20 protein-coding genes are annotated in these 22,664 nt (G+C 62.8%); 4 read left to right on the top strand and 16 right to left on the bottom strand.

Translation table 11 applies throughout. The features are described 5' to 3' along the window. The first annotated feature begins 41 nt into the window (after positions 1–41). Complete coding sequence (gene yicI, locus ODJ80_RS12670; RefSeq protein ID WP_263042378.1) at positions 42–2,357, top strand: alpha-xylosidase; 2,316 nt, start codon at positions 42–44, stop codon at positions 2,355–2,357. A 105-nt stretch (positions 2,358–2,462) separates the two neighbouring features. Here the strand turns inward: yicI and ODJ80_RS12665 are convergent, their stop codons facing one another. The 4 genes from ODJ80_RS12665 to ODJ80_RS12650 form a co-directional block, all read right to left on the bottom strand. Further along, positions 2,463–3,953: an L-fucose/L-arabinose isomerase family protein gene (locus tag ODJ80_RS12665; protein WP_263042377.1), complete on the bottom strand. Its 1,491-nt coding sequence runs from the start codon at positions 3,951–3,953 to the stop codon at positions 2,463–2,465. 201 nt (positions 3,954–4,154) lie between these two features. Next, on the bottom strand, positions 4,155–5,540 hold the full coding sequence (locus ODJ80_RS12660) for an MATE family efflux transporter (RefSeq protein ID WP_263042376.1): 1,386 nt from the start codon (positions 5,538–5,540) through the stop codon (positions 4,155–4,157). 13 nt (positions 5,541–5,553) lie between these two features. After that, entirely contained in the window at positions 5,554–6,927 is a 1,374-nt protein-coding gene (locus tag ODJ80_RS12655) for an MATE family efflux transporter (RefSeq protein WP_178863908.1), read from the bottom strand. A gap of 181 nt (positions 6,928–7,108) precedes the next feature. Further along, positions 7,109–8,062 (bottom strand): alpha/beta hydrolase, encoded by a 954-nt coding sequence (locus ODJ80_RS12650; RefSeq protein ID WP_263042375.1) that lies wholly within the window; start codon positions 8,060–8,062, stop codon positions 7,109–7,111. Between the two features lie 176 nt (positions 8,063–8,238). Here ODJ80_RS12650 and ODJ80_RS12645 point away from each other — a divergent pair, with 176 nt between their 5' ends. Beyond that, the gene (locus ODJ80_RS12645) at positions 8,239–9,807 is read left to right on the top strand and encodes a glycoside hydrolase family 36 protein (RefSeq protein WP_263042374.1); all 1,569 of its coding nucleotides are present in this window, start codon (positions 8,239–8,241) and stop codon (positions 9,805–9,807) included. Positions 9,808–9,855: 48 nt separating this feature from the next. On the opposite strand, the gene ODJ80_RS12640 is transcribed toward ODJ80_RS12645, so the two are convergent. Together ODJ80_RS12640 and ODJ80_RS14110 are read right to left on the bottom strand one after the other, a co-directional pair. Continuing rightward, positions 9,856–10,392, bottom strand: coding sequence for a hypothetical protein (locus ODJ80_RS12640; RefSeq protein WP_263042373.1), 537 nt, complete (start codon positions 10,390–10,392; stop codon positions 9,856–9,858). A gap of 13 nt (positions 10,393–10,405) precedes the next feature. Further along, positions 10,406–11,728, bottom strand: a complete 1,323-nt coding sequence (locus ODJ80_RS14110) for a GNAT family N-acetyltransferase (RefSeq protein ID WP_317619971.1) — start codon at positions 11,726–11,728, stop codon at positions 10,406–10,408. A gap of 211 nt (positions 11,729–11,939) precedes the next feature. On the opposite strand from ODJ80_RS14110, the gene ODJ80_RS12625 reads away from it, so the two are divergent. Next, positions 11,940–12,788, top strand: a complete 849-nt coding sequence (locus tag ODJ80_RS12625) for a hypothetical protein (RefSeq protein WP_263042372.1) — start codon at positions 11,940–11,942, stop codon at positions 12,786–12,788. 50 nt (positions 12,789–12,838) lie between these two features. On the opposite strand, the gene ODJ80_RS12620 is transcribed toward ODJ80_RS12625, so the two are convergent. From ODJ80_RS12620 to ODJ80_RS12575, 10 genes are all read right to left on the bottom strand, one after another. Continuing rightward, positions 12,839–13,483, bottom strand: a complete 645-nt coding sequence (locus tag ODJ80_RS12620; protein WP_263042371.1) for an ArsR/SmtB family transcription factor — start codon at positions 13,481–13,483, stop codon at positions 12,839–12,841. 128 nt (positions 13,484–13,611) lie between these two features. Further along, positions 13,612–14,079, bottom strand: coding sequence for a GNAT family N-acetyltransferase (locus ODJ80_RS12615; protein ID WP_263042370.1), 468 nt, complete (start codon positions 14,077–14,079; stop codon positions 13,612–13,614). Positions 14,080–14,504: 425 nt separating this feature from the next. After that, entirely contained in the window at positions 14,505–15,653 is a 1,149-nt protein-coding gene (fucO, locus tag ODJ80_RS12610) for a lactaldehyde reductase (RefSeq protein ID WP_263042369.1), read from the bottom strand. Positions 15,654–15,795: 142 nt separating this feature from the next. Further along, complete coding sequence (locus tag ODJ80_RS12605) at positions 15,796–16,353, bottom strand: TetR/AcrR family transcriptional regulator (RefSeq protein WP_263042398.1); 558 nt, start codon at positions 16,351–16,353, stop codon at positions 15,796–15,798. Positions 16,354–16,358: 5 nt separating this feature from the next. Beyond that, entirely contained in the window at positions 16,359–16,679 is a 321-nt protein-coding gene (locus ODJ80_RS12600; RefSeq protein WP_263042368.1) for a nucleoside triphosphate pyrophosphohydrolase, read from the bottom strand. Positions 16,680–16,704: 25 nt separating this feature from the next. Then, entirely contained in the window at positions 16,705–17,736 is a 1,032-nt protein-coding gene (locus ODJ80_RS12595) for a 3-deoxy-7-phosphoheptulonate synthase (RefSeq protein WP_263042367.1), read from the bottom strand. A 39-nt stretch (positions 17,737–17,775) separates the two neighbouring features. Next, entirely contained in the window at positions 17,776–18,210 is a 435-nt protein-coding gene (locus ODJ80_RS12590; RefSeq protein ID WP_263042366.1) for a hypothetical protein, read from the bottom strand. After that, on the bottom strand, positions 18,197–18,478 hold the full coding sequence (locus ODJ80_RS12585) for a hypothetical protein (protein ID WP_263042365.1): 282 nt from the start codon (positions 18,476–18,478) through the stop codon (positions 18,197–18,199). The genes ODJ80_RS12590 and ODJ80_RS12585 overlap by 14 nt, the downstream gene beginning before the upstream one ends. 864 nt (positions 18,479–19,342) lie before the next feature. Further along, positions 19,343–20,557, bottom strand: a complete 1,215-nt coding sequence (locus tag ODJ80_RS12580; RefSeq protein WP_263042364.1) for a class I SAM-dependent rRNA methyltransferase — start codon at positions 20,555–20,557, stop codon at positions 19,343–19,345. 22 nt (positions 20,558–20,579) lie between these two features. Beyond that, positions 20,580–21,920 carry an MATE family efflux transporter gene (locus ODJ80_RS12575; protein WP_263042363.1) on the bottom strand — a complete coding sequence of 447 codons (1,341 nt, stop codon included), beginning with the start codon at positions 21,918–21,920 and terminating at the stop codon, positions 20,580–20,582. Positions 21,921–22,058: 138 nt separating this feature from the next. Between ODJ80_RS12575 and ODJ80_RS12570 the strand changes: the two genes are divergently transcribed. Continuing rightward, a complete protein-coding gene (locus ODJ80_RS12570) occupies positions 22,059–22,517 on the top strand; it encodes an Lrp/AsnC family transcriptional regulator (protein WP_263042362.1) in 459 nt (152 codons plus the stop codon). Positions 22,518–22,664: the final 147 nt, after the last annotated feature.

Genomic DNA, 22,664 nt, shown 5'->3' with positions numbered 1-22,664 from the left:
GGCCCTAGAAAGGGCCCGCCTGCTTGAAAGGAGCTGGCATCTTGAAATTCACAAAAGGCTATTGGATGAACCAACCCGGCGTGGAGTGCGCCGACTGCGTGCAGATCCGGGAGGTGAAGGTGTTCCCAGACAAGGTGTATCTCTACGCGGTGCCCTATCCCCAGGACGAACGGGGCATGGGCGGCCCTGTGCTGGAAATGTTCATCTCCTCCCCCAAGGAGGACATCCTCCGCACCCAGGCGTTCCACTTCATGGGCAGCGCCAAAAAGGAGCCCCAGTTCGAGCTGGACGCGGAAGCCCGAACCCTGGAGGTAGAGGAGTTCGAGGGCGGCCTCTCCATCAAGAGCGGCAAAACCGAGCTGCGGATCACCAAAAACCCCGCTTCCTTTGTCTATTATTATGAGGACAAGTACCTCACCCGCATTGGCGACCGGTTCGGCCACGCCATGATCAGCACCCTGAAGACTCCCGAGGGCCCCTTCATGCGGGTGCAGATGGACGTGGGCATCGGCGAGAAGGTCTACGGCCTGGGAGAGCGCTTCACTCCCTTTGTGAAGAACGGCCAGGTGGTGGACATCTGGAACGAGGACGGCGGCACCTGCACCGAGATCTCTTACAAGAATATCCCTTTCTACATGACCAACCGGGGCTATGGCGTGCTGGTCAACTCCAGCGGCCGCGTCTCCTATGAGGTCTGCTCGGAAATGGTCACCCGGGTGCAGTTCTCCCTGCCCGGGGAGAAGATCGACTTCATGGTGGTGGGCGGCGGCGACGGCAAGACCGTGCTGCAAAACTACACCGCCCTCACCGGCCGGCCCGCCCTGCTGCCCGCCTGGAGCTTCGGCCTGTGGCTGACCACCAGCTTCACCACCAGCTACGATGAAAAGACCGTGCGCAGCTTTGTGGACGGCATGGCCCAGCGGCAGCTGCCCCTGCATGTGTTCCACTTTGACTGCTACTGGATGAAGGAGAACGAGTGGTGCAACTTCACCTGGGACGAGGCCATGTTCGACGATGTGCCCGGCATGCTCTCCCGGATGAAGAAGGAGCGGGGCCTGCACATCTGCGTGTGGATCAACCCCTACATCGGCCAGAAGTCCCCCCTCTTCCGGGAGGCCATGGAGCTGGGCTACCTGCTGAAGCGCCCCAACGGCGACGTGTGGCAGTGGGACCTGTGGCAGGCCGGCCTGGCGGTGGTGGACTTTACCAACCCCGGCGCCTGGAAATGGTATCAGGACAAGCTGCGGGCCCTTCTGGACCAGGGCGTGGACAGCTTTAAGACCGACTTCGGCGAGCGCATCCCCACCGACGTGGCCTACTACGACGGCAGCGACCCCGAGCTGATGCACAACTACTACACCCACCTGTACAACAAGTGCGTGTTCCAGCTGCTGGAGGAGTACAAGGGCAAGGGGCAGGCCTGCCTGTTCGCCCGCAGCGCCACCGTGGGCGGCCAGCGCTTCCCCGTGCACTGGGGCGGCGACTGCTCCTCCAACTACCTTTCCATGAGCGAGTCCCTGCGGGGGGGCCTCTCCCTGTGCATGTCCGGCTTCGGCTTCTGGAGCCACGACATCTCCGGCTTTGAGGGCACCGCTCCCGACGATGTATACAAGCGCTGGGCGGCCTTCGGCCTGCTCTCCACCCACAGCCGTCTCCACGGCTCCAACTCCTACCGGGTGCCCTGGCTCTTCGGCGAGGAGGCCGTGGATGTGCTGCGCAGGTTCACCAACCTGAAGTGCACCCTGATGCCCTACCTCTACTCCAACGCCGTGTACACCCACAAAACCGGCGTGCCCACCATGCGGGCCATGGTGCTGGAGTTCCCCCAGGACATCCCCTGCGCCGACCTGGACCGCCAGTACATGCTGGGCGGCGACCTGCTGGTGGCCCCTGTCTTCACCAAGGAGGGGGACGTGGACTACTACCTGCCCGAGGGCACCTGGACCAGCTTCCTGGACAACCGGGTGGTGGAAGGCGGCAAGTGGCAGCATGAGGTCCACGGCTTTATGAGCCTGCCCCTGATGGCCCGGGAGAACTCCCTCATCCCCGTGGGCTGCAACGACCAGGAGGTGGAGTACGACTACGGCAAGGACCTGACCCTGCACCTGTTCGCCCTGAAGGACCGGGCCAGCGCCGACGTGAAGGACATGTACGGCAACGACCTGCTGAAGGCCTGGGCCCAGAACGACGGGGGCAAAGTCACCCTCACCTTCGAGGGCAAGGCCGAAGGGCTGAAAGTGCTCCTGCGCAACGTGAAGGGTGTGAAGGCCCTGAACGGCGCCGAAGCCGAGGAAACCGAGCTGGGCACCCTGCTCCATGTGAACGCTGGCCTCAGCGACGTAACCTTTGAAATGTAAAATCCCGCCATAAACCCCTTTGGCTTCGCTGAAAATTCGCTGAAAAGAGGAAGGCCGTCCAAGAAATGGACGGCCTTCCTCTGTTTTATCCGGATGTGTTTTCCCTTACGCGAAGGGGTTCTCGGTCTTGTAAAGCATGCCCTTGGGCTGGTTGAAGCCGATGTCCTGCACGCCCAGCAGCTTGAACAGCTCGAACAGGGCCTTGCCGTGATGGCCGAAGGCCACCGCCCCGTGGTGGGGATAGCGCTTCTCGATGAGCACATGGCGGTAGAAGCGGCCCATCTCCGGGATGGCGAACACGCCGATGCCGCCGAAGGAGCAGGTGGGCACGGGCAGCACTTCGCCTTCTGCCACATAGGAGCGCAGCTTCCCGTCGGAAGTGCTCTGCAGCCGGAAGAAGGTGATCTCGCCGGGGGCGATGTCGCCCTCCAGGGTGCCGCGGGTGAAGTCCGGGTCAGAGCCGGCGGGCTCCAGCAGGCGGTGCTGGATGAGCTGGTACTTCACGGCCCGGTCGGCGCACAGCTTGCAGCTGGGGGTGTTGCCGCAGTGGAAGCCCATAAAGGTGTCGGTGAGCTGGTAGTCGTAGCCGAACTTGCCCTTGATCTGGGCCTCGTACATAGAGGCGGGCACGGAGTTGTTGATGTCAAGCAATGTGACGGTGTCACCGGAGACGCACATGCCGATGTACTCGGAGAGGGCGCCGTAGATGTCCACCTCGCAGGCCACGGGGATGCCCCGGGTGGCCAGGCGGGAGTTGACGTAGCAGGGCTCGAAGCCGAACTGGCTGGGGAAGGCAGGCCAACATTTGTCGGCAAAGGCCACATACTGGCGGCTGCCCTTGTGGTTCTCCGCCCAGTCCAGCAGGGTCAGCTCAAACTGGGCCATGCGCTCCAGCATGTCGGGGTAGTACTTGCCCTCGCCCATTTCCCGGGCCATGTCGGCGCACACATCCGGGATGCGGGGATCTTTCGCGTGCTCCTTGTAGGAGACCAGCAGGTCCAGCTCGGAGTTTTCCTCAATCTCCACGCCCAGGTCGTACAGGCCCTGGATGGGGGCGTTGCAGGCGAAGAAGTCCTGGGGCCGGGGGCCAAAGGTGATGATCTTCAGGTTCTTAATGCCGATGATGGCCCGGGCAATGGGCACAAACTCCTCCATCTTGTCCGCCAGCTCCTGGGCGGTGCCCACGGGGTACTCGGGGATGTAGCCGGTCAGGCCCCGCAGCCCCAGGTTGTAGGAGCAGTTGAGCATGCCGCAGTAGGCGTCGCCCCGGCCGTTGATCAGGTCGCCGTCGCCCTCGGCGGCAGCCACAAACATGCAGGGGCCGTCAAAGTACTTGGCGATGAGGGTCTCGGGGGTTTCGGGGCCAAAGTTGCCTAAAAACACAGTCAGGGCGTTGCAGCCAGCCTTGGTGACTTCTTCCACGGCAGCCAGCATGTCCTTTTCGTTTTCCACGGTGGTCTGGGCCTCATAGACTTCCAGGCCCTTCTGGGCGCAGGCGGCCACAACGGCGGCCCGGCGGCTTTGGGAAAGCCCGATGGGGAAGCAGTCTCGAGAGACCGCCACAATGCCCAGCTTTACCTGCGGGATATTGGTCATTTGCAATTCCTCCCATATTCAAAACTGAGATTTCCGTGCGCAGGTTGTACGCACCAATTTGTGTTCTTATCATACCGCAGATCCCGCAAAAAAGCAATGGGGAAAAGTGCCCCAGAGGCCGGGTTTCCCCTTTTTCCCGGGAAAAGAGCCATAAAAAGCGCGGCCCCCGCAGGGACCGCGCTCCTTTATGGAAAACGCCCCTCACAGCGCTTCCGGCACGGGCTGGCCGCTGCGCTGGATGCAGCGGCGCAGCCAGTTCATCCGCAGATAATACACGATAAACACCGCCGCGGCAATGACCCAGGTGATGGGGTAGTTCATGGCCACCATCTGCATGGAGTGCATGGCCGGGATAAAGCCCACCAGCGCCAGCCAGATGATGCGCAGGCCGCACACCCCAAAGCAGGTGATGAGCATGGGCTGGAAGGACTCCCCCGCGCCCCGAATGGCGCCGGAGAGGATCTCAATAAACACATAGGTGAAGTAGCTGGGGGCCAGCACCCAGAAAAAGTTCTGGCCAATGGCAATAACGGTTTCATCCCCCGTGAAGAACCGCAGCAAGGGCTCCATAAACAGCAGCAGCAGGATACTCAAGGCAATGGTGGTGCTCAGGGCCATAACAAGGCAGATCTTGATGCTCCGCTTCACCCGGCCGTACTTCTGGGCGCCAAAGTTCTGCCCCACAAAGGTGGTGATGGCAATGCCAAAGGCGCTCATCACCATCCAGATAAAGCCGTCAATCTTGCCGATGGCCGCCCAAGAGGCGATGGCGTCCGTGCCAAAGGAGTTGATGCTGGCCTGCACCACCAGGTTGGAGACCGAGTACAGCACCGACTGCAGCCCCGCGGGCAGGCCGATGCGGATGACGTTGCGCAGGATGCCGCGGTCGAAGCGGATCTTGCGGATCTCCACCCGGTAGGACTCCCGGGTGAGCATAAGGCGCACCATGATGAGCACCGCGCTGACCACCTGGGAGAGCACCGTAGCAATGGCCACGCCGAACACGCCCCAGTGAAACGCCAGCACAAACAGCAGGTCCAGCACAATGTTCACCAAACAGCAGACCATCAGCACATACAGGGGCATGCGGCTGTCGCCGATGGCCCGCAGAATGCCCGTGCCCACATTGTAGATCATGCTGGCGATGATGCCGCAGTAATACACGTTCACATAGGTCAGCGCGTCGCCCATGATCTCCTGGGGCACGCCCAGCATGACCAGGGAGGGGCGGGCCGTCAGCAGCCCCAGCACCATGATGATGAGGCCCCCCGCCAGGGCCAGGGCCATGGAGGTGTGCACCGCCTTGCTGACGTTTTTAGCGTCTCCCGCGCCGAAAAACTGGGAGATGATGACCGTGGCGCCAGAGGAGACGCCCACAAAAAAGCCCAGCAGCAGGTTGATCAGCGTGCTGGTGGTGCCCACCGCCGCCAGGGCGCTAGTGCCCACATACTGCCCCACCACAATGGTGTCCACCGTGTTGTACAGCTGCTGGAAGAAGGTCCCGATCAGGATGGGGAAAAAGAAGATGAGCAGCTGTTTCCAGATCACCCCTTGGGTGATGCTGTTTTCCTTGACCGTTTGCTCCATAAACGCGCTCCTTTCACTGTTTTTCATCCAAGGCAAAGCCCTTCCGCTTGGAGAGGGCGTTCATCCGCAGGTAATAGGCCGTAACCAGGATGACGGCCGCGGCGGTCCAGGCCCCCACCTCTGCGTAGTAGATGCCCTCCTGGCCCAGGGCCAGGGGCAGCAGCAGGGCCACGCCAATGCGCACCACCATCTCCGCCACACCGGAGAACATGGGAACCACTGTGTCCCCCAGGCCCATCAGGGCCGAGCGGTAGATATGCAGCATGTACAGGATGGGCAGGCACACGCTCATAATGGAAAGGTAGTGGTAGGCAATCTGCATGGAGGCCTCCACCTGCTGGGGTTCGCCAGAGATAAACAGCCCCAGCACCAGCCGGCCAAACAGCAGCATGGCCAGCCCAATGATCACCGAGGTGACCAGGGCAATGGCCACCGCCGAGCGCAGCCCCTGCTTGATGCGGTGCACCAGCCGCGCCCCCAGGTTCTGCCCCACATAAGAGGTCACCGCGAAGCCGTAGGAGGTGGCGGCGATCTCCAAAATGCCGTAAAGCTTGTTGGTGGCCGTAAAGCCCGCCAGGAACAGCATCCCGTAGCCGTTGATGACAAACTGCACCACCATGCTTCCCACAGCGATGATGGCGTTCTGCAGCGCCATGGGGAAGCCCAGCTTCAGCAGGGTAAGGGTGAGGACTTTTTCGGGCCGCAGGTCCTGCCGCTGCACGCTGAGGATGGAGATGCGCCGCACGTTCAGGAAACAGTAAACGGCAGAGGCCACCTGAGAGACCACCGTGGCAATGGCCGCCCCCGCAATGCCCCAGTGGAAGCCCACCACGAACAGCAGGTCCAGAACCACGTTCATCAGGGCCGCCACCACAATGGCGTACAGGGGCGTTTTGCTGTCCCCCAGGGCCCGCAGGATGGCCGCCAGGAAATTATAAGCCATAATGGCGGGAATGCCCCCATACACAATGCGCAGGTACAGCAGGGCCCCTCCCAGCACGTCTTCCGGGGTGTTCAGCACCCGCAGCAGGGGCCCGGCCCACAGCTGGCCCCCCACCCCCAGCAGCACCGTGAAAAGGACGCACAGCGTGGTGGAAACCCCCACCGTGCGGGAGAGCTCCCGGTAATCCTTGGCGCCAAAGTGCTGGGCCATCAAAATGGAAAAGCCCTGGGTCAGGCCCTGGATGATGCCAAGCACCCCCCAGTTGGGGCTGTCCGCCGCGCCCAGGGAGGCCAGGGCGCCCACGCCCACAAACTGGCCCACCACAGCCGTGTCCACCACGGTGTACAGCTGCTGGAACACATTGCCCACCATCAGCGGCAGGGCAAAGGTGAAGATCAGCCGGGTGGGAGAACCTTCTGTCATACTGCGGATCCGTTGTGCCATAAAACGACCCCTTTCTTCATTCTGCGCCTGTTTCCAGGCGAAAAAAGTACGACGAAGGCAGCTCCCGGTCCCCCGGTCTCCACTTACGCCGTATGTTCTCAGAGTATCTTACCATGTCTCATGCCGCTTTGCAATCACTATTTGGGCGGCGGGGAAAAAATATTTTTCCCCGCTCCCCGCCTCAGCGCTGCGTTCCACAGCGCTCTAAAAACTCCCGGAGCACCCGTTTGCAGCCCTCCGGGTCCACGCCAAAGCTCTGGGCATGGCCCGCCCCCGGCACGGTGTACAGCCGCTTTTCCGCCCGGCAGGCGGCAAAGTTCTCCTCGGTCATGGAGAGGGGCACAAAGCTGTCCTCCTCCCCATGGAGGAACAGCACCGGAATCCGGTTCCGCTCCAGGGCCTTGCGGGTGTCCGCCCCCTTGAGGCGGAAGCCCGCCCGCAGCCGGGCCAGCCCATCCAGCAGGTACAGCAGCGGGAAGGGGGGCAGGCGGTAATCCCGCCGGGCCACATGGGCCATAATGTCCCAGGGGGTGGTAAAGCCGCAGTCCGCCACAATGCCCCGGGTGTTCCCCGGCAGCTCCAGCCCAGAGGCCATCAGCACCGTGGCCGCCCCCATGGAAATGCCCATCAGGAACAGGGGCTTGTCCTCCCCAAAGCGCTGGGCGGCGTAGCGGGCCCAATCCCGGCAGTCAAAGCGCTCTTTCACCCCGTAGGTGATGTACTTGCCCTGGCTCTCCCCGTGGGAGCGCTGGTAGGGCAGCAGCACATCGTAGCCCAGGCCGTGGAAGAACTCCGCCTCCAGGGCAAAGTCGATGGTGGCCAGGGAACGGTAGCCGTGAAAGGCCACCACCGTCCCCCGGGACTCCCCCTGGGCGGGCAGGTACAGGGCCGAAAGGGCCAGCCCGTCAAAGGAGGTCAGCTTCACATGCTCCGCGGTATGGGCGCGGATAAAGGCCTGGGCCTCCTTCATCCGCGGCGCGAAGGGGTTCCAGATGGAATCCTGTTCCTCATATTGCTCGTCCGCGCGCTCCCGCTTATAGCGGCAGATGGAGAACTTGAAAAAGAACGCCGCCGCCCCCAGCAGCGCCGCCAAAAGCGCCGCCAGCACACCCAAAAGCACCCATACCGCCGTCATTCCCGCAACACTCCCTTCTTCTGCCATTGTAGCACATCCGGGGGAAAACACAAAGCGGGCGCCCAAAATTTTTTCTAGAACAGGGCGCGCCCAAAAAAGCCCTGGCGCTTTTCCCCATTTCGCGTTACAATGGTGGGCAGAATAGGAAATATCCTGCTTATAGGAGGTTTTGCCGTATGATCTCTCCCTTCCACCATCTGCCCGACCGGGCCCTGCTGCGCACTCAAGAGGAGCAGGTGCCCCTTTCCAGCAGCCAGCTGGCCGCCCGCCGCTTCCGGGACATTTCCTGGGAGCTGGCCGAAACCACCCACGGCCTGGATGTCTCCATCACCGCCCAGGAGACGCCCCTAAAGGAGCTGGTCCTCCGCTGGGACCTGGATTTCCCCCAAGGCTGCCGGTTCCTCGGCGGCCCCTGGGAGCGGGGCTACGGCAGCCAGGAGTGGCGCGGCTTTGCCCCCGACCGGGTGATGGCCTGGTACTTTGCGGCGGACAACGGCCAAGAGGTGCTGTGCTTCGGCGTGAAGGCCCAGCCCCACGCCCTTTGCTGGTGGAGCGCCGACCCCCACGGCTTCTCCCTGCACCTGGACCTGCGCTGCGGCGGCGAAGGGGTAAAGCTGCGGGGGCGCACCCTGCCCGCGGCCAGCGTGGTGTTCCGCCGCAGCGGGGCCACGGCCTTCCAGGCGCTGCAGCGGTTCTTCAAGGAGCTCTGCCCCGTACCGCTCCTGCCGGACCACCCCGTGTACGGCTCTAACAACTGGTACTATGCCTATGGGAACAGCTCGCATCAGGATATTTTACAGGACGCGGACTACCTGGCCTCTCTGACCCAGGGGCTGGAGAACCGGCCCTACATGGTCATCGACGACGGCTGGCAAAGCCTTCACAACATGGAACCGGGCTACAACGGCGGCCCCTGGAGAGCGGGCAACGAAAAGTTCCCGGACATGGGCGCCCTGGCCCGGGAGATCGCCAATCGGGGGGCGCGGCCCGGCATCTGGATCCGCCTGCTGTGGAACCGTGACCCCCAGATCCCGGAGAGCTGGCGCTCGAAGCGGGACCGGGAATACCTGGACCCCACCGTGCCGGAGGTGCTCTCCTACATCCAGGAGGACCTGCGCACCCTGCGCCGCTGGGGCTATGAGCTCATCAAGCACGATTTCTCCACCTTTGACATCTTCGGCCGCTGGGGCTTCCAAATGGGCAGCCAAATCACCGGCGGGGGCTGGCGCTTTGCCGACGAGACCGTCACCAGCGCTGAGGCTGTCCTCAACTTTTACAAGGCCGTGCGGGAGGCCGCCGGCAACGGGCTGATCCTGGGCTGCAACTGCATCGGCCACCTGGGCGCCGGGTTGATGCACCTGAACCGCACCGGCGATGACACCAGCGGCCGCTCTTGGGAGCAGACCCGGAAAATGGGCGTGAACACCCTCTCTTTCTCCCTGCCCCAGCACGGCGCCCTGTTCGCCATTGATGCGGACTGCGTGGGCGTCACCGGGGAGATCCCCTGGGAGCTGAACCGCCAGTGGCTTCAGCTGCTGGCGGAGAGCGGCACCCCCCTGTTCACCTCTATCCAGCCCGGCGTGCTCACCCCAGAGCAGGAGGAAGAGGTGCGGGCCGCCTACGCCATGGCTTCCCAGCACAGCAGCGCCGGGGCCTACCCCCTGGACTGGCAGAACAACATGTACCCAGAAAGCTGGCTGCTCTCCCACCGGAAGGAGACCTTCCGGTGGTATCTGGACCGCTGATCCGTGGCCGCAAAGAAAGCGCCCTCCCCCAACGGGGAAGGCGCTTTTTCAATCCCTGCGGGCGTGGCGGCCTCTGTGCCTGCCCCTTTTGGGCGGGGCGTCCGGGTCCCTTCCCAGGCCCAGAAGGGCGGGGAGGGACAGCAGCAGCGCCCCCGCCGCCAGAACCGCCGGCGGCCCCCACCAAGAGCTGAGGAACCCGTAAACCCCCGCTGCCCCGGGAACCAGGGCCTCCACCTTTCCCCGGATGTCCCCGGGGGAAAGAAGGGCTTCCGCCTCCTCTCCTTGCCCGTCGCCCCGGGCGATGAAGTCCCCGTCCACGGCGCCTACCAGCCGGGTAAGGGTTCCGTCCCCGCAGAGCACCGGGTCCCCCAGTTCATAAGAGGGGCTGGCAGCCACCGCCGCCAGGCCGCCCTGGGGCAGGGCTGGCTCCATAGCGGAGGTCTCCACCGCCTTCAAGGTATAGCCGAACAGTTGCGCCTCTTCCCGGCCCAGCACCTGCCGCTGGGCCGTCAGCCACAGGCTGAGGGCCAGCAGGGCACAGAGGAGCACCCCCAGCAGGGCCCGCAGCGCCTTGATCGCTCCCATGCGTCTTCCCCCTTTACAGCGTTTTCTCCATGGCGAAATTTTCCAGCAGCACGCCCCGGCGCTCCACCTGCTGGGCGTACAGCGTCTTATAGCCCCGCCGCTGGAAGAAGGGCCGGGCCGTGCGGGAGGCGTGGACCGTGACCCGCCCCAGGCCCAGGCCCAGGGCGTAACCCTCCAGGGCCTCCGCAATGGCGGAAGCCGCCCCCCGCCCCTGGAACTCCCGGTGGACGTAGAGCCTGTCGAAATAGCCGGTGGCGTCCATGTCCCCAAAGCCCAGCAGCTGGCCTTCCCGCTCCGCCACCACGGTGTAGTGGGCGGAAAGGCTCTCCCCCCAGGCGGCCCGGTCCACAGCCGCCGGGGAAGGCACCCAGGCGTCTGTCTCCTCCCGGGTGTAGTCCCCCAGGTTCACGGTGTGCACTGTCTCATAGAACAGCTGGACCAGCTCCTCCAGGTCCTCCGGCCGGTACAGCCGCAGCCGGAAGGCCCCGGCCCGCTCCCCCAGGGCCAGGGCGGGGGCCGTGTCCGCCAGCAGCCACTTGGCCACCCCGTCCTGGGCGTTGGAAGGGATGACCTCGTCCGCGGCGGCCCGCAGCTCCGGCACGGCGTTGGCCACGGCGCAGGCGTGGTCCGCGGCCTGGAGCAGGGGCAGGTCGTTGAGGCCGTCCCCAAAGCACACTATGGAAGAACAGCCTAGGCCCTCTTTCAGCCTGCGGGCCCCGTTGGCCTTGGTGGCCCCGGCAGGCATGACCTCCAGCCAGAACTCCCCCGGCTGGTAGATTTCCTCCTGCAGCAGGGCGCAGGCCCCCTCCTCCCGGCGCAGGGCCTCCCAGGCGGGGAGAAGCTCCTCACGCCGGCCGATGCAGGTGAAATAAAAGACGCCGCCCCGGCAGAGGGGCTCCCCCGCTTCCACAGGCAGCAGCCTGGGGTCCCCGTTCCGGGAGGCGATGTACCGGGCGACGCCGGGAGAGGCCCGGTCCGGCCGCCAGAGCACCCGCTCCGCCCCCCGGTCCACGGTGTAGACCAGAGGGGACAGCCCCCGGCTCTTCAGAATTTTCTCCACCGCCTGGCGCTGGGCGGTGGAAAACCCCAAAGAGGCCACGTCCTCCCCGGTGTCCGCCCAGCGGACAAAGGCCCCGTTGTACAGGATGACCGGCAGCCTCTTTGTAAGCCCCTGGGTGACAGCCCCCGAGGAGTACAGGGACCGGGCGGTGGCATAGGTAAAACGGACCCCCCGGTCCACCAGGCGGTTGATCACCCGGGCGTTGAAGTCCGTCACCCGCCCCTGTGGGCCCAAAAGGGTGCCGTCCAGGTCGGAAACGTATAAGGTGTTCTGCATGGCTGCCGCCTCCCCCTAAAATATGATGCCATTGTAGCACAGCCGCTTTCACAAATCCATGATTTTAAGCACAAATCTTTACATTTTCAAAAAAGCCCTTGACTTTTTTGGGTGTTTCCAGTATGAATAACGTAGAGAGAAAAACCGGCGCCGGGGCTGCCCCCGCGCTGAAATCCCTGGGGCGCCCCCAGGCAAGAGGAGCTGTACTGCTATGAAAGAATTTCCGCGCACCACCGTGGGAGGGGTCTCCCTCTCCCGCATGCTGATTGGCACCAACTGGCTGCTGGGCTGGAGCCACACCAGCGTTTCCGCCGACGAGATGATCCGCCGCCGCTACGACAGCGCCCAGGCCTTTAAGCCCGTGCTGGAGGCCTACCTGCGCCATGGGGTGGACACCATCATGGCACCTTTCGGGGCCTCTCCCCAGCTGATGGACGCCATTCGGGACACAGAGCAGAAAATGGGCCGGGGCATCATCCTGGTGGACACCCCCACCCTGAACGTGGACAACAACCCCCAGGCCCGGCAGGAGGCCGAGGCCCTGGTGAAGGAATCCGCCCGGCGGGGGGCCAAGTTCTGCCTGCTGCACCACTCCTGCGCCGAGCAGCTGGTGAACAAGAACAAGGGCATCATCGACCGGCTGGATGACTACACCAAGATGATCCGGGACGCGGGCATGATCCCCGGCCTCTCCGCCCACATGCCCGAGCTGGTGGTCTACTCTGACGCAAACGGCTATGACGTGGAGACCTACATCCAGATCTTCAACTGCATGGGCTTTTTGATGCAGGTGGAGATCGAGACCGTGGCCTCCATCATCCAGAACGCCAAAAAGCCTGTCATGACCATCAAGTCCATGGCCGCCGGGCGGTGCAGCCCCTATGTGGGGCTGACCTTCTCCTGGAACGCCATCCGGGAAAAGGACATGGTCACCGTGGGGGCCTTCTCCGCCCAAGAGGCCGAGGAGGACATCGAGATCTCCCTGGCCGCCATCGAGCACCGCTTCCCCGACCTGGAGAAGCGCTCCAGCCCCAATCAGAACCAGGCGGCCTTTGGCTGAGAAGCTGGATAGACAAAGGGAGGAGCTTTGGCTCCTCCCTTTTCTCGTTTTTACTCCTCCTGGGGGCTATCCCAAGCGCCCTGGGTATAGGTTTCGTCCACCATGTCGCTGATGCCCGCCAGCAGCATGATGATGCCCTGGACCTTGTGGGGGCAGCACACGTACACCCCGCGGCCCTCCTCTTGAATCAGGTCGGCGGCCAGCAGGGGCTTCATGTGGTGGTACGCCTGACCGGTAGAGCCAAACCCGCACGTATCCACCAGCTGGGCTACCGTCTTGGGCCCCCGCAGGATTTCCAGCAGCAGCGCGAGGCGGTTGGCGTTGCCGATGCAGGCCAGCACCTTTTCCGCCACGCCGCTTTCGATTTGGGCCAGCAGCCCGTCGGTGGAAACGGCGTTCCGAATCCAGTTGGACTGCCGCCCCCCGGCGTTGTACACCCCCAGGTAGGTCACATAGCCGCTGGCGCCCTGGGCTTCCGTGCGGCGGCACAGCTCCTCCATCTGCTGGCTGAGGCGGCTGTCCGGGTGCATTCCCCGGGGCACCTCCACCCGGCCCAGCCGCTCCATGGTGGGCTGGTTGGGAAGGGCGGCCTGGGCCTCCTCCCGCAAACGCTCCACTTGGGAGGCCATCTCCTGCCTAAGGGCCTCCATCTGCTCTTTCAGCTGGTCCAGTTCCTGCCCATAGTCCCGCTCCATAGCGCCTCTCCTTCCTGTTCTGTAATTTCGGAATTTCGTATTTACAGAATAGCGCACAGCACGCAAAAAAGCAAGACTTGGGCACGAAAATTTACAAATTCCGGAAGTTCAGAATTTCCTCCATGGACTCACAGCGCCTTCACCAGCACCAGGCAGGGGTTGCCCTCATCCCACAGGGTGGGGAAGCACTCCAGATCCACAAAGCCCATAGCGTGGTAAAAGGCCCGGGTGCGGGCATACTCCGGGCTGGGGTGGGCGGCGTCCAGGGTCTTCACCTGGAGCAGCTTCCACCCGGCGGCCCGGGCGTACTGCTCCGCCCAGGCCAGCAGGGCCCGGCCCACGCCCTTGCGGTGATAGGCGGGCAGCGTGCCCATGACATACACTTCCCCCGCCTGGGGCGCGGTCTGCCGCAGGGCCAAAAAGCCCACGGGGGCCTCCCCGTCACAAACAGCCACAAAGGGCAGGGACTTACAGCCCTCCACATACTCCGCGGTGGACTCCGGGATGCCGAACCACTCCGGCAACGCGGCCAGAATGCCGGAAGCGATGGCGGCCCGCTCCTGGGGGGAGAGCTCCTCCCGCAAGGTGTATTCCATAGAAATTCCTCCTCACAGAAAAGAAGCCCAGGGCGTTCCTGGGCTTCTTGTTTTATGGGTTTTTCCCTTCTAAGCGGGCTGTCTTGACGGCCGGGAAAGGCGGAGCTGTTTCTCGGCTGCCGCCTCGGGTGCTGTCTGCCAGTGGCAGACGCCCAGCACCGACCGAAGTGGCAACGTAGACCGGTCCTGAACGGTCCCCACTGGGGACCAGGACCCCCTGTTTCCCTAGTTTTTCTTTTGCAACGCTTTGCGTTGCTTTTAAGGCCGTAAGGCTCCGCCTTACCAACCGCAAACTTTTTGAAAAAAGTTTGACCAAAAACTTTTACACGCCTACGGCGTCGCGCCTCCGCCCTTGCCGCAGGCAAGAGGGCGGCTTGTCCTGCCCGGTCACGGGCAAACTTAACGCCGCTTCGCGGTTACACTCTTTACAAAAGGCTCTTGTACAGCTCCGCAATTTCCGCCTCACTGGTGTCGCGGGGATTGCCGGGGCAGCAGGCGTCGGCGTAGGCGGACTTGGCCAGGAACGCCACGTCCTCCTCCTTCAAAATGCCGTGGAGGTCGGCGGGGATGCCCACATCGGCGGAGAGCTGCTTCACCGCGGCGATGGCGGCGTCGGCGGCCTCCTCATCGGTCATGTTGTCGATGCCCGGCACCTGCATGGCCTTGCCAATGGCCCGGTAGCGCTTGCCAGCCACGGGCTTGTTGTACTCCAGGCCGGTGGGCAGGATGATGGCGCAGGCCACGCCGTGGGGGGTGTCATACAGGGCGGACAGGCCGTGGGCCATGGAGTGGACCACGCCCAGGCCCACGTTGGAGAAGCCCATGCCGGCGATGTACTGGCCCAGGGCCATGCCCTCCCGGCCCTCGGGGGTGTTCTCCACCGCGCCCCGCAGGGACTTGGCGATGATCTCGATGGCCTTCAGGTGGAACATGTCAGAGAGCTCCCAGGCGCCCTTGGTGATGTAGCCCTCGATGGCGTGGGTCAGGGCATCCATGCCGGTGGCGGCAGTCAGGCCCTTGGGCATGGAGGCCATCATGTCCGGGTCTACAATGGCCACCACGGGGATATCGTGGGGGTCCACACAGACGAACTTGCGGTTCTTCTCCACGTCGGTGATGACGTAGTTAATGGTGACCTCCGCGGCGGTGCCAGCGGTGGTGGGCACGGCGATGATGGGCAGGCAGGGGTTCTTGGTGTCGGCGGTGCCCTCCAGGGAGCGCACGTCGGCGAACTCCGGGTTGGTGATGATGATGCCGATGGCCTTGGCGGTGTCCATGGAGGAGCCGCCGCCAATGGCGATGATGCAGTCGGCCTGGGCGGCCTTAGCGGCCTCCACGCCGTCCTTCACGTTCTCAATGGTGGGGTTGGGCTTGATCTCCGAGTAGACCTCATAGGCGATGCCGGCGGCGTCCAGCACGGCGGTGACCTTCTGGGTGACGCCGAACTTCAGCAGGTCGGGGTCGGAGCAGACCAGGGCCTTCTGCAGGCCGCGGCTCTTCACCTCTCCGGCGATCTCCTGGATCGCGCCCTTGCCGTGGTAGGATCTCTCGTTCAAAACAAAACGGTTGGCCATAGAAAAAACTTCCTTTCTCTGTACGCTGGGGCCCGTGGCGGCCCCCGGTTGGTTGCTTCTGAAAAAATTGTAGCAAGAAGTTTTTCAAAAAACAAGTGACACTTTGGGGAAAGTGTCACTTGGAAAGCGTTTTATCCGGTTGTCATTTGCCCAGATCCGACAGCAGCTCCTGAAGCCGCTGGGGCATGGCTTCGATCAGCAGGTCCACCAGCTGGGGGATGGGCCGCTCCATGCCGGTGGTCACCCACTCCACGGTCATGTGGATGGAGCCCTCGCAGTACATCCGCAGCAGAAAGGCGATGTCCGGGGGCAGCTTTTCCACCCCCAGCTTCCGCTGGATGATGCCGGTGTAAAACTCCAAGATGCACTGGTAGTCATAGGCCACCACAGAGTTGCAGTCCTGAGAGCGGAAGGCCTGGGTGAAGAAGGTGCGCTCCCCTTTGAGGAACTGGAACTTTTTGATGAGGGCCTCCCGCAGGGTGAGGCCGGCGCCCATCTGCTTGAAGGACTTCTGGGCCAGCTGCTCAAAGTGCCAGTTCACCAGGTCGTACTTGTCCTTAAAGTTGCGGTAGAAGGTCTGCCGGGTGACCCCCGCCCGCTCCACAATCTGGGTGACGGTGATCTTGTCCAGAGAGGTGTGCTCCATCTCCTCCTTGATGGCGGCAGCCAGCTTTTGGCGGGTGCGCTCCTGGGCTTCCATGGGCCTCACTCCTCGATGACCTTTTCCAGGAACACCCGCTCCCGGAACAGGCCGGTGGTCTGGGCCTTTTCCTCCCGGGTGTGGCGGATCTCCCCGTCGGTCCAGCCCTGCAGGTGGGCCAGCTCTTCCAGCACCTCTAAAATGTCCCCCAGCTCATCCAGGTTCTTTTCCTGCAGGAACTCCCCCACCTCTTCCCGCAGCTTCTGCTCCAGGCACTGGGCGTACTCCTGGTCGTCCAACGTGCGAAAGACAGGGGTCTGCCCCTGCTCTTGGATGATATCGGGGATGTAGTCCCGCACCAGCTTGTTCACAATCCGCTCCTTCATGGGAGGTCCTCCTTTCATCGCCTTGTCACACCCGCCCGGCCATTTCCAGCAGCAGGCGCTCTGTGTCCTTCCAGCCCAGGCAGGGGTCGGTGATGGACTTGCCGTAGGCCCGCTCTCCCTCAATGGGCTGGCAGCCCTCCTCCAAATAGCTCTCGATCATCACGCCCTTCACCAGAGCCTTTACTTCCGGGCTGTGGCTGCGGCTGTGGAGCACCTCGCTGACAATGCGGGGCTGCTCCTTGTACTTCTTGTCCGAGTTGGAGTGGTTGGCGTCCACCACCGCCGCCGGGAAGGAGAGCCCCCGCTTCTGGTACAGCTCCCACAGGCGCATCAAATCCTCGTAGTGGTAGTTGGGCACGCAGGTGCCGTACTTGTCCACGCCGCCCCGCAGGATGGCGTGGGCCAGGGGGTTGCCCGTGGTGGACACATCCCAGCCCCGGTAGAGGAAGGTGTGGCCGCTCTGGGCCGCCTGGATGGAGTTGAGCATCACCGAAAGGTCGCCGCTGGTGGGGTTCTTCATGCCCACGGGGATCTCCATGCCGCTGGCGGTGAGCCGGTGCTGCTGGTTCTCTACGGACCGGGCGCCCACCGCCTCGTAGGAGAGCACGTCGTCCAGATAGCTGCGGTTCTCGGGATAGAGCATCTCGTCGGCGGCGGTGAGGCCGCTCTCCTCCATCACCCGCAGGTGCAGCCGCCGGATGGCGATGATGCCCCCCAGCAGGTCCGGGGCCTTGTCCGGGCTGGGCTGGTGGAGCATCCCCTTGTAGCCCGCGCCGGTGGTGCGGGGCTTGTTGGTGTACACCCGGGGGATCAAGAGCAGTTTCTCCTTCACCTGCTCTTGAAGCCGGGCCAGGCGGACGGCGTACTCCAGCACCGCGTCCTCCCGGTCGGCGGAGCAGGGCCCCACCACCACCAGAAACTTCTGGCTTCTGCCCTCAAACACCGCCCGGATCTCCTCATCCCGCTGGGACTTGCCCAGGTGCAGCTTGGCGGAGAGGGGATACTCCCTCTTCAGCTCTTGGGGGCTGGGCAGCTGCCGGTTATACCTCATAGACATGGATACTCACACTCTTTCTCTGGTTTTTGTCAAAGGGGCTCAGGGCTCTTTCTCCTGGTTTTCCCGGAGCAGCCGCTGGATGCCCGCGTCGGTATAGGACAGCAGCTTGCCGTACCGGTACGCGATGTCGTACCGCTTTTCCGGGGTATAAGTCCCCGTTTCCTGGGCGCGCTTCTTTTCCGCCTTCAAATCCAGATAGGCCTGGAGCACCCCGTCCTCCACATAAAAAATGGTGTTGAACCGGTCCTTGTTCATGGAAACCGGGAACAAATCGGTGAGGAAGCCCTCGTCCTCCAGGTACATCTTCACGCCGTACTCCTGGCACAGCTTTTCAAACTCCGGCAGAAAGCTGTCCCGCTCCTCCCTGGTATCGCAGGGATGGGCCAGGGCGATTTGCTTCACCCCGGTCTGCACCATTTCGCAGAAGCAGTCCGCTGCCCCCAGTTTATAGGAAAATGCGTCAATCTTCGCCATGATCCCGTTCTTCCTCCTCTGTTTTGTCTACTTCGCCCTTGGGCACCAGCTGGCCCAAAGCCGCCCCCAGCAGAAGGCCCAGGGACATGGCCAGCCCCAGCTCCATTTGCAGCAGGCCAGAGAGCCCCGCGCCCAGGGCCAGGCCCAGGCACATGCCCTCGGTAAGGTAGTTCTTCCGCTCCCTGCCCCGCCGGGCATTGGCCGCCAGCAGCGCAATGGCCAGGCCGATGGCGATAAAGGGCAAGGCTGCCGTGAAAAAGTCCGCCACAGGCGCCGCCTCCTTCCGGGTATTATAAATATACTATACCACAGCTTTCCCAAAAGGGAAAGGGTGAACAGGCGCAAAAAAAGGGCGCCGCACCTGCTTTTCGCAAGGGGCGCCCCTACTTGAGATCAGAAAAGTGACAAGTTAAGGAAAAACCCAGTGTTTATGCGGGGTTGCTAACTTGTCACTCTGACAAGTTCACTTTGAAAGTGACAAGTTTACGGCGGTTAACTTGTCACATGACAAGTTCAAAACCCGCATGTTTCCTAGGAAAATCGTTAACTTGTCATTTTTTCTCTCTCAAGCCGTCCGTGGCCGGACAGGACATGTCGCGAACGGCGCTTAAAGGCGCCGGAATTTGCGGGGGACGGCGAACAAGCGGCCCGCGCTCAAGTTGGGTAAAGACAAGTAAAAGTTTTGCCAGCTTTTTCAAAAGCTGCGGGGTTTGGGGGCCGCTACGTCCCGGTGGGACGTTGCCCAGCGGCCAACCGAGCCGGCAGGCGAGACCAAGCCCCAAGGTCTTCCTGCGTTTGCCGGAGGCGAAGAAGGCCGCGAGACGCTGTCTCGCGCTCTGCCACCTTTTTGAAAAAAGCTGGACCAAAAACTTTTACTCGCCTACGGCGCGGACGTGCGCTGGCTGTCAGCACAGGCGCGGCCGTAGCCGCCGGTCTCGGCTGCCGCCTCGGTCGGTGTTTAACGGTGCCCACTGGGCACCAACACCCCATAGCGCGAATTGTCCCGCGGGGTCACCCGCCGCGTCTTGTCCTGTCCGGTCACGGACCCAAGCGCGGGCCGCTTGCCAGCCGCCCTCAGCAAGCCCCGGCGCCCTAAAGCGCCGTTCGCGTCTTGTCCAGTCCGGTCACGGACCTAGACCACTTGGAAAATATAAAATTTCAAATAGTCTGTTTCCGGGACGTTCCATAGGACGGGGTGGTCCGGGCCCTGGGCGCGGGCTTCCACCAGGCGCAGCTCCACCTGGGCGTCGCTGGCGGCGCTTTGCAGCATCTTCCGGAACAGGGCGTCCGTCATAAAGTGGGAGCAGGAACAGGTGGCCAAGTACCCGCCCCGGGGCAGGGATTTCATGGCCCGGTAGTTGATCTCCTTGTAGCCCCGCTCCGCGTTTTTCACCGTCTTGCCGGACTTGGTGAAAGCAGGCGGGTCCAGGATGATGTAGTCGTACTCCCCCGGGGTCAGGTTGGGCAGCAGGTCGAAGACGTTGGCCACCTCATACTCCACCGAGAGGCCGTTGCGGGCGGCGTTCTCTTTGGCGCAGGCAATGGCCGTCTCGCTCACGTCCACCGAGTGTACCCGCTTGGCCCCGGCCTTGGCGCAGTTGAGCCCAAAGGAGCCCGTGTGGGTGAAGCAGTCCAGCACGGCCCTCCCCGGGGCAATGCGGGCCGCCGCGGCCCGGTTGTACTTCTGGTCCAGGAAAAAGCCGGTCTTCTGGCCGTTCTCAAAGTCCACCAGGTAGCGGATGCCGTTCTCCACAATCTCCGTCTGGGTGGATTCCGGCAGGGGCTTGCCCTCCAGGGGATACCAGCCCTTGTTCTGCTCCATGCCCTCCAGCTCCCGAATCTTCACGTCGTTGCGCTCATAAATGCCCCGGATGTGCTCGCCGCCGGCCTCGATGGCCTGTACCAGGGCGGGGAAGATCCAGCCCTTGCGCAGCTCGGTGCCCAGGCACAACGTCTGGGTGACCAGGATGTCCCCAAACTTGTCCACGGTCAGGCCGGGGAAGCGGTCCGCCTCCCCAAAGATGACGCGGCAGCTGCCCGCGTCCGGGCCCATAACGGTCTTGCGGTAGTCCCAGGCGTACTGGGCCCGCCGGGCGAAAAAGGCCTGGTCGAACTTGTCGTTGGCGTTTTGAGAGAGCAGCCGCACCCGGATTTTCGAGTGGGAGTTGTAATACCCCGTGCCCAGATACCGCCCCTTGGGGCTGCGCACGTCGCAGAGGGCGCCGTCCTCCAGGGCGCCCTCCTGGGCGGTGATCTCGTTGTCGAACACCCAGGGGTGGCCCTGCTGGGCACGCTTGGCGCCCCGGGCGTCGATGGTCACAAAGGGATAGGGCCGGTCCGATTTCATAGTTTTTTCTCCTTTCCAAACGTCAAGGGCGGCCCGCCAGCTGCCCCCTGAGCTTTTTATAATACAGCACACCCGTAACATCCGCCAGGGCCCAGCCAATGGGCACGCTCCACCAGATGCCCACCACCCCAATGGCCGGGATGGCCGACAGAATATACGCCAGGGCCACCCGGGTGCCCAGGGAGATGACCGTCAGCACCAAGCTCATGCCCGGCCGCTCGATGGCCCGGTACAGGCCGTACAGCAAAAACAGGATGCCGATACCAAAGTAGAAGGCCCCCTCAATGCGCAGGTACTGCACCCCCACCGCCAGGATCTCTGTCTCCTCTGGCTTGACAAAGAGCAGCAGCAGGGGCTTGGCAAACACAAACACCAGAACGGAGATGAGAAGGGCGAACACCACCGAGGAGACCGCCGCGCTTTTGATGCCCCGGCCCACCCGGTCCATCCGCTTGGCGCCGTAATTCTGGGCGATAAAGGTGGAAAAGGCGTTGCCAAAGTCCTGCACGGGCATATAGGCGAAAGAGTCGATCTTCACCGCGGCGGCAAAGGCGGCCATCACCACGGTGCCAAAGGAGTTGACCAGCCCCTGCACCATCAAAATGCCAAAGTTCATCACCGACTGCTGCACGCAGGTGAGAAGGGAGAACCGGGCAATCTCCAGCACCCGGTCCTTTTTCCAGCGCACGTCCTGTCGGCTGGGGCGCAGCTGGGGCATTTTAACCAGCGTAAACACCAGCAGCCCCAGCCCCGACACCCACTGGGAAAGGCTGGTGGCAAAGGCGGCCCCCGCCACGCCCCAGGGCACCACCACCACAAACACCAAATCCAGCACAATGTTCAGCACAGCGCTGACACCCAAAAACAACAGGGGCGTGGCGGAGTTGCCAATGGCCCGCAGCAGGCAGGCAAAGTAGTTGTACAGAAAAGTGCCCCCAATGCCCCAGAAGATCACCCACAGGTAAGAGCGCATCAGGGGATAGACCTCTTCCGGCACCTGCAGCAGCCCCATCATGGGGTCGATGAGCAGGAACACCGCCAGGTTCATCACCACGGTGAACCCGGCAATCATCAAAAAGGAGAGGGACAGGCTGTTTTTCAGCCGGGCCCGGTCCCCCTCTCCAAAGCGGATGGAGAACACCGCCCCGCTGCCCATGCACATCCCCAGCAGGATGGAGGTGAGAAAGGTCATCAGCGTGTAAGAGGACCCCACCGCCGCCAGGGCCGTGGCCCCCAAAAACTGCCCCACAATCAGGGTGTCGGCCACGTTGTAGAACTGCTGGAGCAGGTTGCCCAAAATCATGGGCAGGGCAAACAGCAGCATCCCTTTGGTGACAGGGCCCCGGGTCAAATCTCGATTCATCCGCTTCTCAAACCTTTCGTAATTTAAATGTTACATTACGAAAGGATTATAGCAAAACAAATTTCCAAAGTCAATCTGCTCTTTACTTTTAGAAAGAAACCCTGTATAATCGAGCTATCACGCAAAGGAGGAAGCGCCATGTTTTTAGAAGGTTTGGACGCCCTGGACCAACAGATTGTCTCCCTGCTCATCGAGAACGCCCGGCTCTCCTACTCGGACATTGGGGAAAAGGTGGGCCTTTCCCGGGTGGCGGTGAAAAGCCGCATCCAGGCCCTGGAGCAGCGGGGCGTCATCGAGGAGTACACCACCATCATCAACCCCCAGAAAATCAGCGGGGCGGTGTCCTGCTACTTTGAGCTGGAGTTCTCCCCCGTAGGCTTTGGGGAGGCTGTGGCCCGGCTGGAGGCCTGCCCCACCGTCACCCAAATCTACCGGGTAACCGGCAGCCACAAGCTCCACGTCCACGCCGTGGCCGCCACCAACCAGGAGATGGAGGACCTGCTCCGCAGCGTCATCGACCCCCTGCCCGGCCTGGAGAAGTGCAGCTGCAACGTCATCCTCTCCCGGATTAAGGACATCAAGGGGCTGCGGCTGTAGGTCACTTCCGGGTCAGCCGCACCACGCACTCGACTTGTTCTTCATTGTCCAAACTAATACTCATGTCTTCCTCGATAATCGGCAGCTTAAATTTGATGGATTTTAACCACTGTCCATTGGCTTGGCGTTCCGGGTAAATCTGAATCT

The organism is Acutalibacter sp. LFL-21, from assembly GCF_025630755.1.
GTDB classification, from domain to species: domain Bacteria; phylum Bacillota; class Clostridia; order Oscillospirales; family Acutalibacteraceae; genus Acutalibacter; species Acutalibacter stercoravium.
The sequence above is the reverse complement of the archived record's forward strand: the minus strand, read 5'-3'. Positions and strand labels throughout refer to the sequence as shown.

Excerpts from the sequence above, each read along its gene's own strand:
- ODJ80_RS12665 (WP_263042377.1), bottom strand. The coding sequence starts at position 3,953 with ATGACCAATATCCCGCAGGTAAAGCTGGGCATTGTGGCGGTCTCTCGA.
- ODJ80_RS12660 (WP_263042376.1), bottom strand. The coding sequence starts at position 5,540 with ATGGAGCAAACGGTCAAGGAAAACAGCATCACCCAAGGGGTGATCTGG.
- ODJ80_RS12655 (WP_178863908.1), bottom strand. The coding sequence starts at position 6,927 with ATGGCACAACGGATCCGCAGTATGACAGAAGGTTCTCCCACCCGGCTG.
- ODJ80_RS12650 (WP_263042375.1), bottom strand. The coding sequence starts at position 8,062 with ATGACGGCGGTATGGGTGCTTTTGGGTGTGCTGGCGGCGCTTTTGGCG.
- ODJ80_RS12645 (WP_263042374.1), top strand. The coding sequence starts at position 8,239 with ATGATCTCTCCCTTCCACCATCTGCCCGACCGGGCCCTGCTGCGCACT.
- ODJ80_RS12640 (WP_263042373.1), bottom strand. The coding sequence starts at position 10,392 with ATGGGAGCGATCAAGGCGCTGCGGGCCCTGCTGGGGGTGCTCCTCTGT.
- ODJ80_RS14110 (WP_317619971.1), bottom strand. The coding sequence starts at position 11,728 with ATGCAGAACACCTTATACGTTTCCGACCTGGACGGCACCCTTTTGGGC.
- ODJ80_RS12625 (WP_263042372.1), top strand. The coding sequence starts at position 11,940 with ATGAAAGAATTTCCGCGCACCACCGTGGGAGGGGTCTCCCTCTCCCGC.
- ODJ80_RS12620 (WP_263042371.1), bottom strand. The coding sequence starts at position 13,483 with ATGGAGCGGGACTATGGGCAGGAACTGGACCAGCTGAAAGAGCAGATG.
- ODJ80_RS12615 (WP_263042370.1), bottom strand. The coding sequence starts at position 14,079 with ATGGAATACACCTTGCGGGAGGAGCTCTCCCCCCAGGAGCGGGCCGCC.
- fucO (WP_263042369.1), bottom strand. The coding sequence starts at position 15,653 with ATGGCCAACCGTTTTGTTTTGAACGAGAGATCCTACCACGGCAAGGGC.
- ODJ80_RS12605 (WP_263042398.1), bottom strand. The coding sequence starts at position 16,353 with ATGGAAGCCCAGGAGCGCACCCGCCAAAAGCTGGCTGCCGCCATCAAG.
- ODJ80_RS12600 (WP_263042368.1), bottom strand. The coding sequence starts at position 16,679 with ATGAAGGAGCGGATTGTGAACAAGCTGGTGCGGGACTACATCCCCGAT.
- ODJ80_RS12595 (WP_263042367.1), bottom strand. The coding sequence starts at position 17,736 with ATGTCTATGAGGTATAACCGGCAGCTGCCCAGCCCCCAAGAGCTGAAG.
- ODJ80_RS12590 (WP_263042366.1), bottom strand. The coding sequence starts at position 18,210 with ATGGCGAAGATTGACGCATTTTCCTATAAACTGGGGGCAGCGGACTGC.
- ODJ80_RS12580 (WP_263042364.1), bottom strand. The coding sequence starts at position 20,557 with ATGAAATCGGACCGGCCCTATCCCTTTGTGACCATCGACGCCCGGGGC.
- ODJ80_RS12575 (WP_263042363.1), bottom strand. The coding sequence starts at position 21,920 with ATGAATCGAGATTTGACCCGGGGCCCTGTCACCAAAGGGATGCTGCTG.
- ODJ80_RS12570 (WP_263042362.1), top strand. The coding sequence starts at position 22,059 with ATGTTTTTAGAAGGTTTGGACGCCCTGGACCAACAGATTGTCTCCCTG.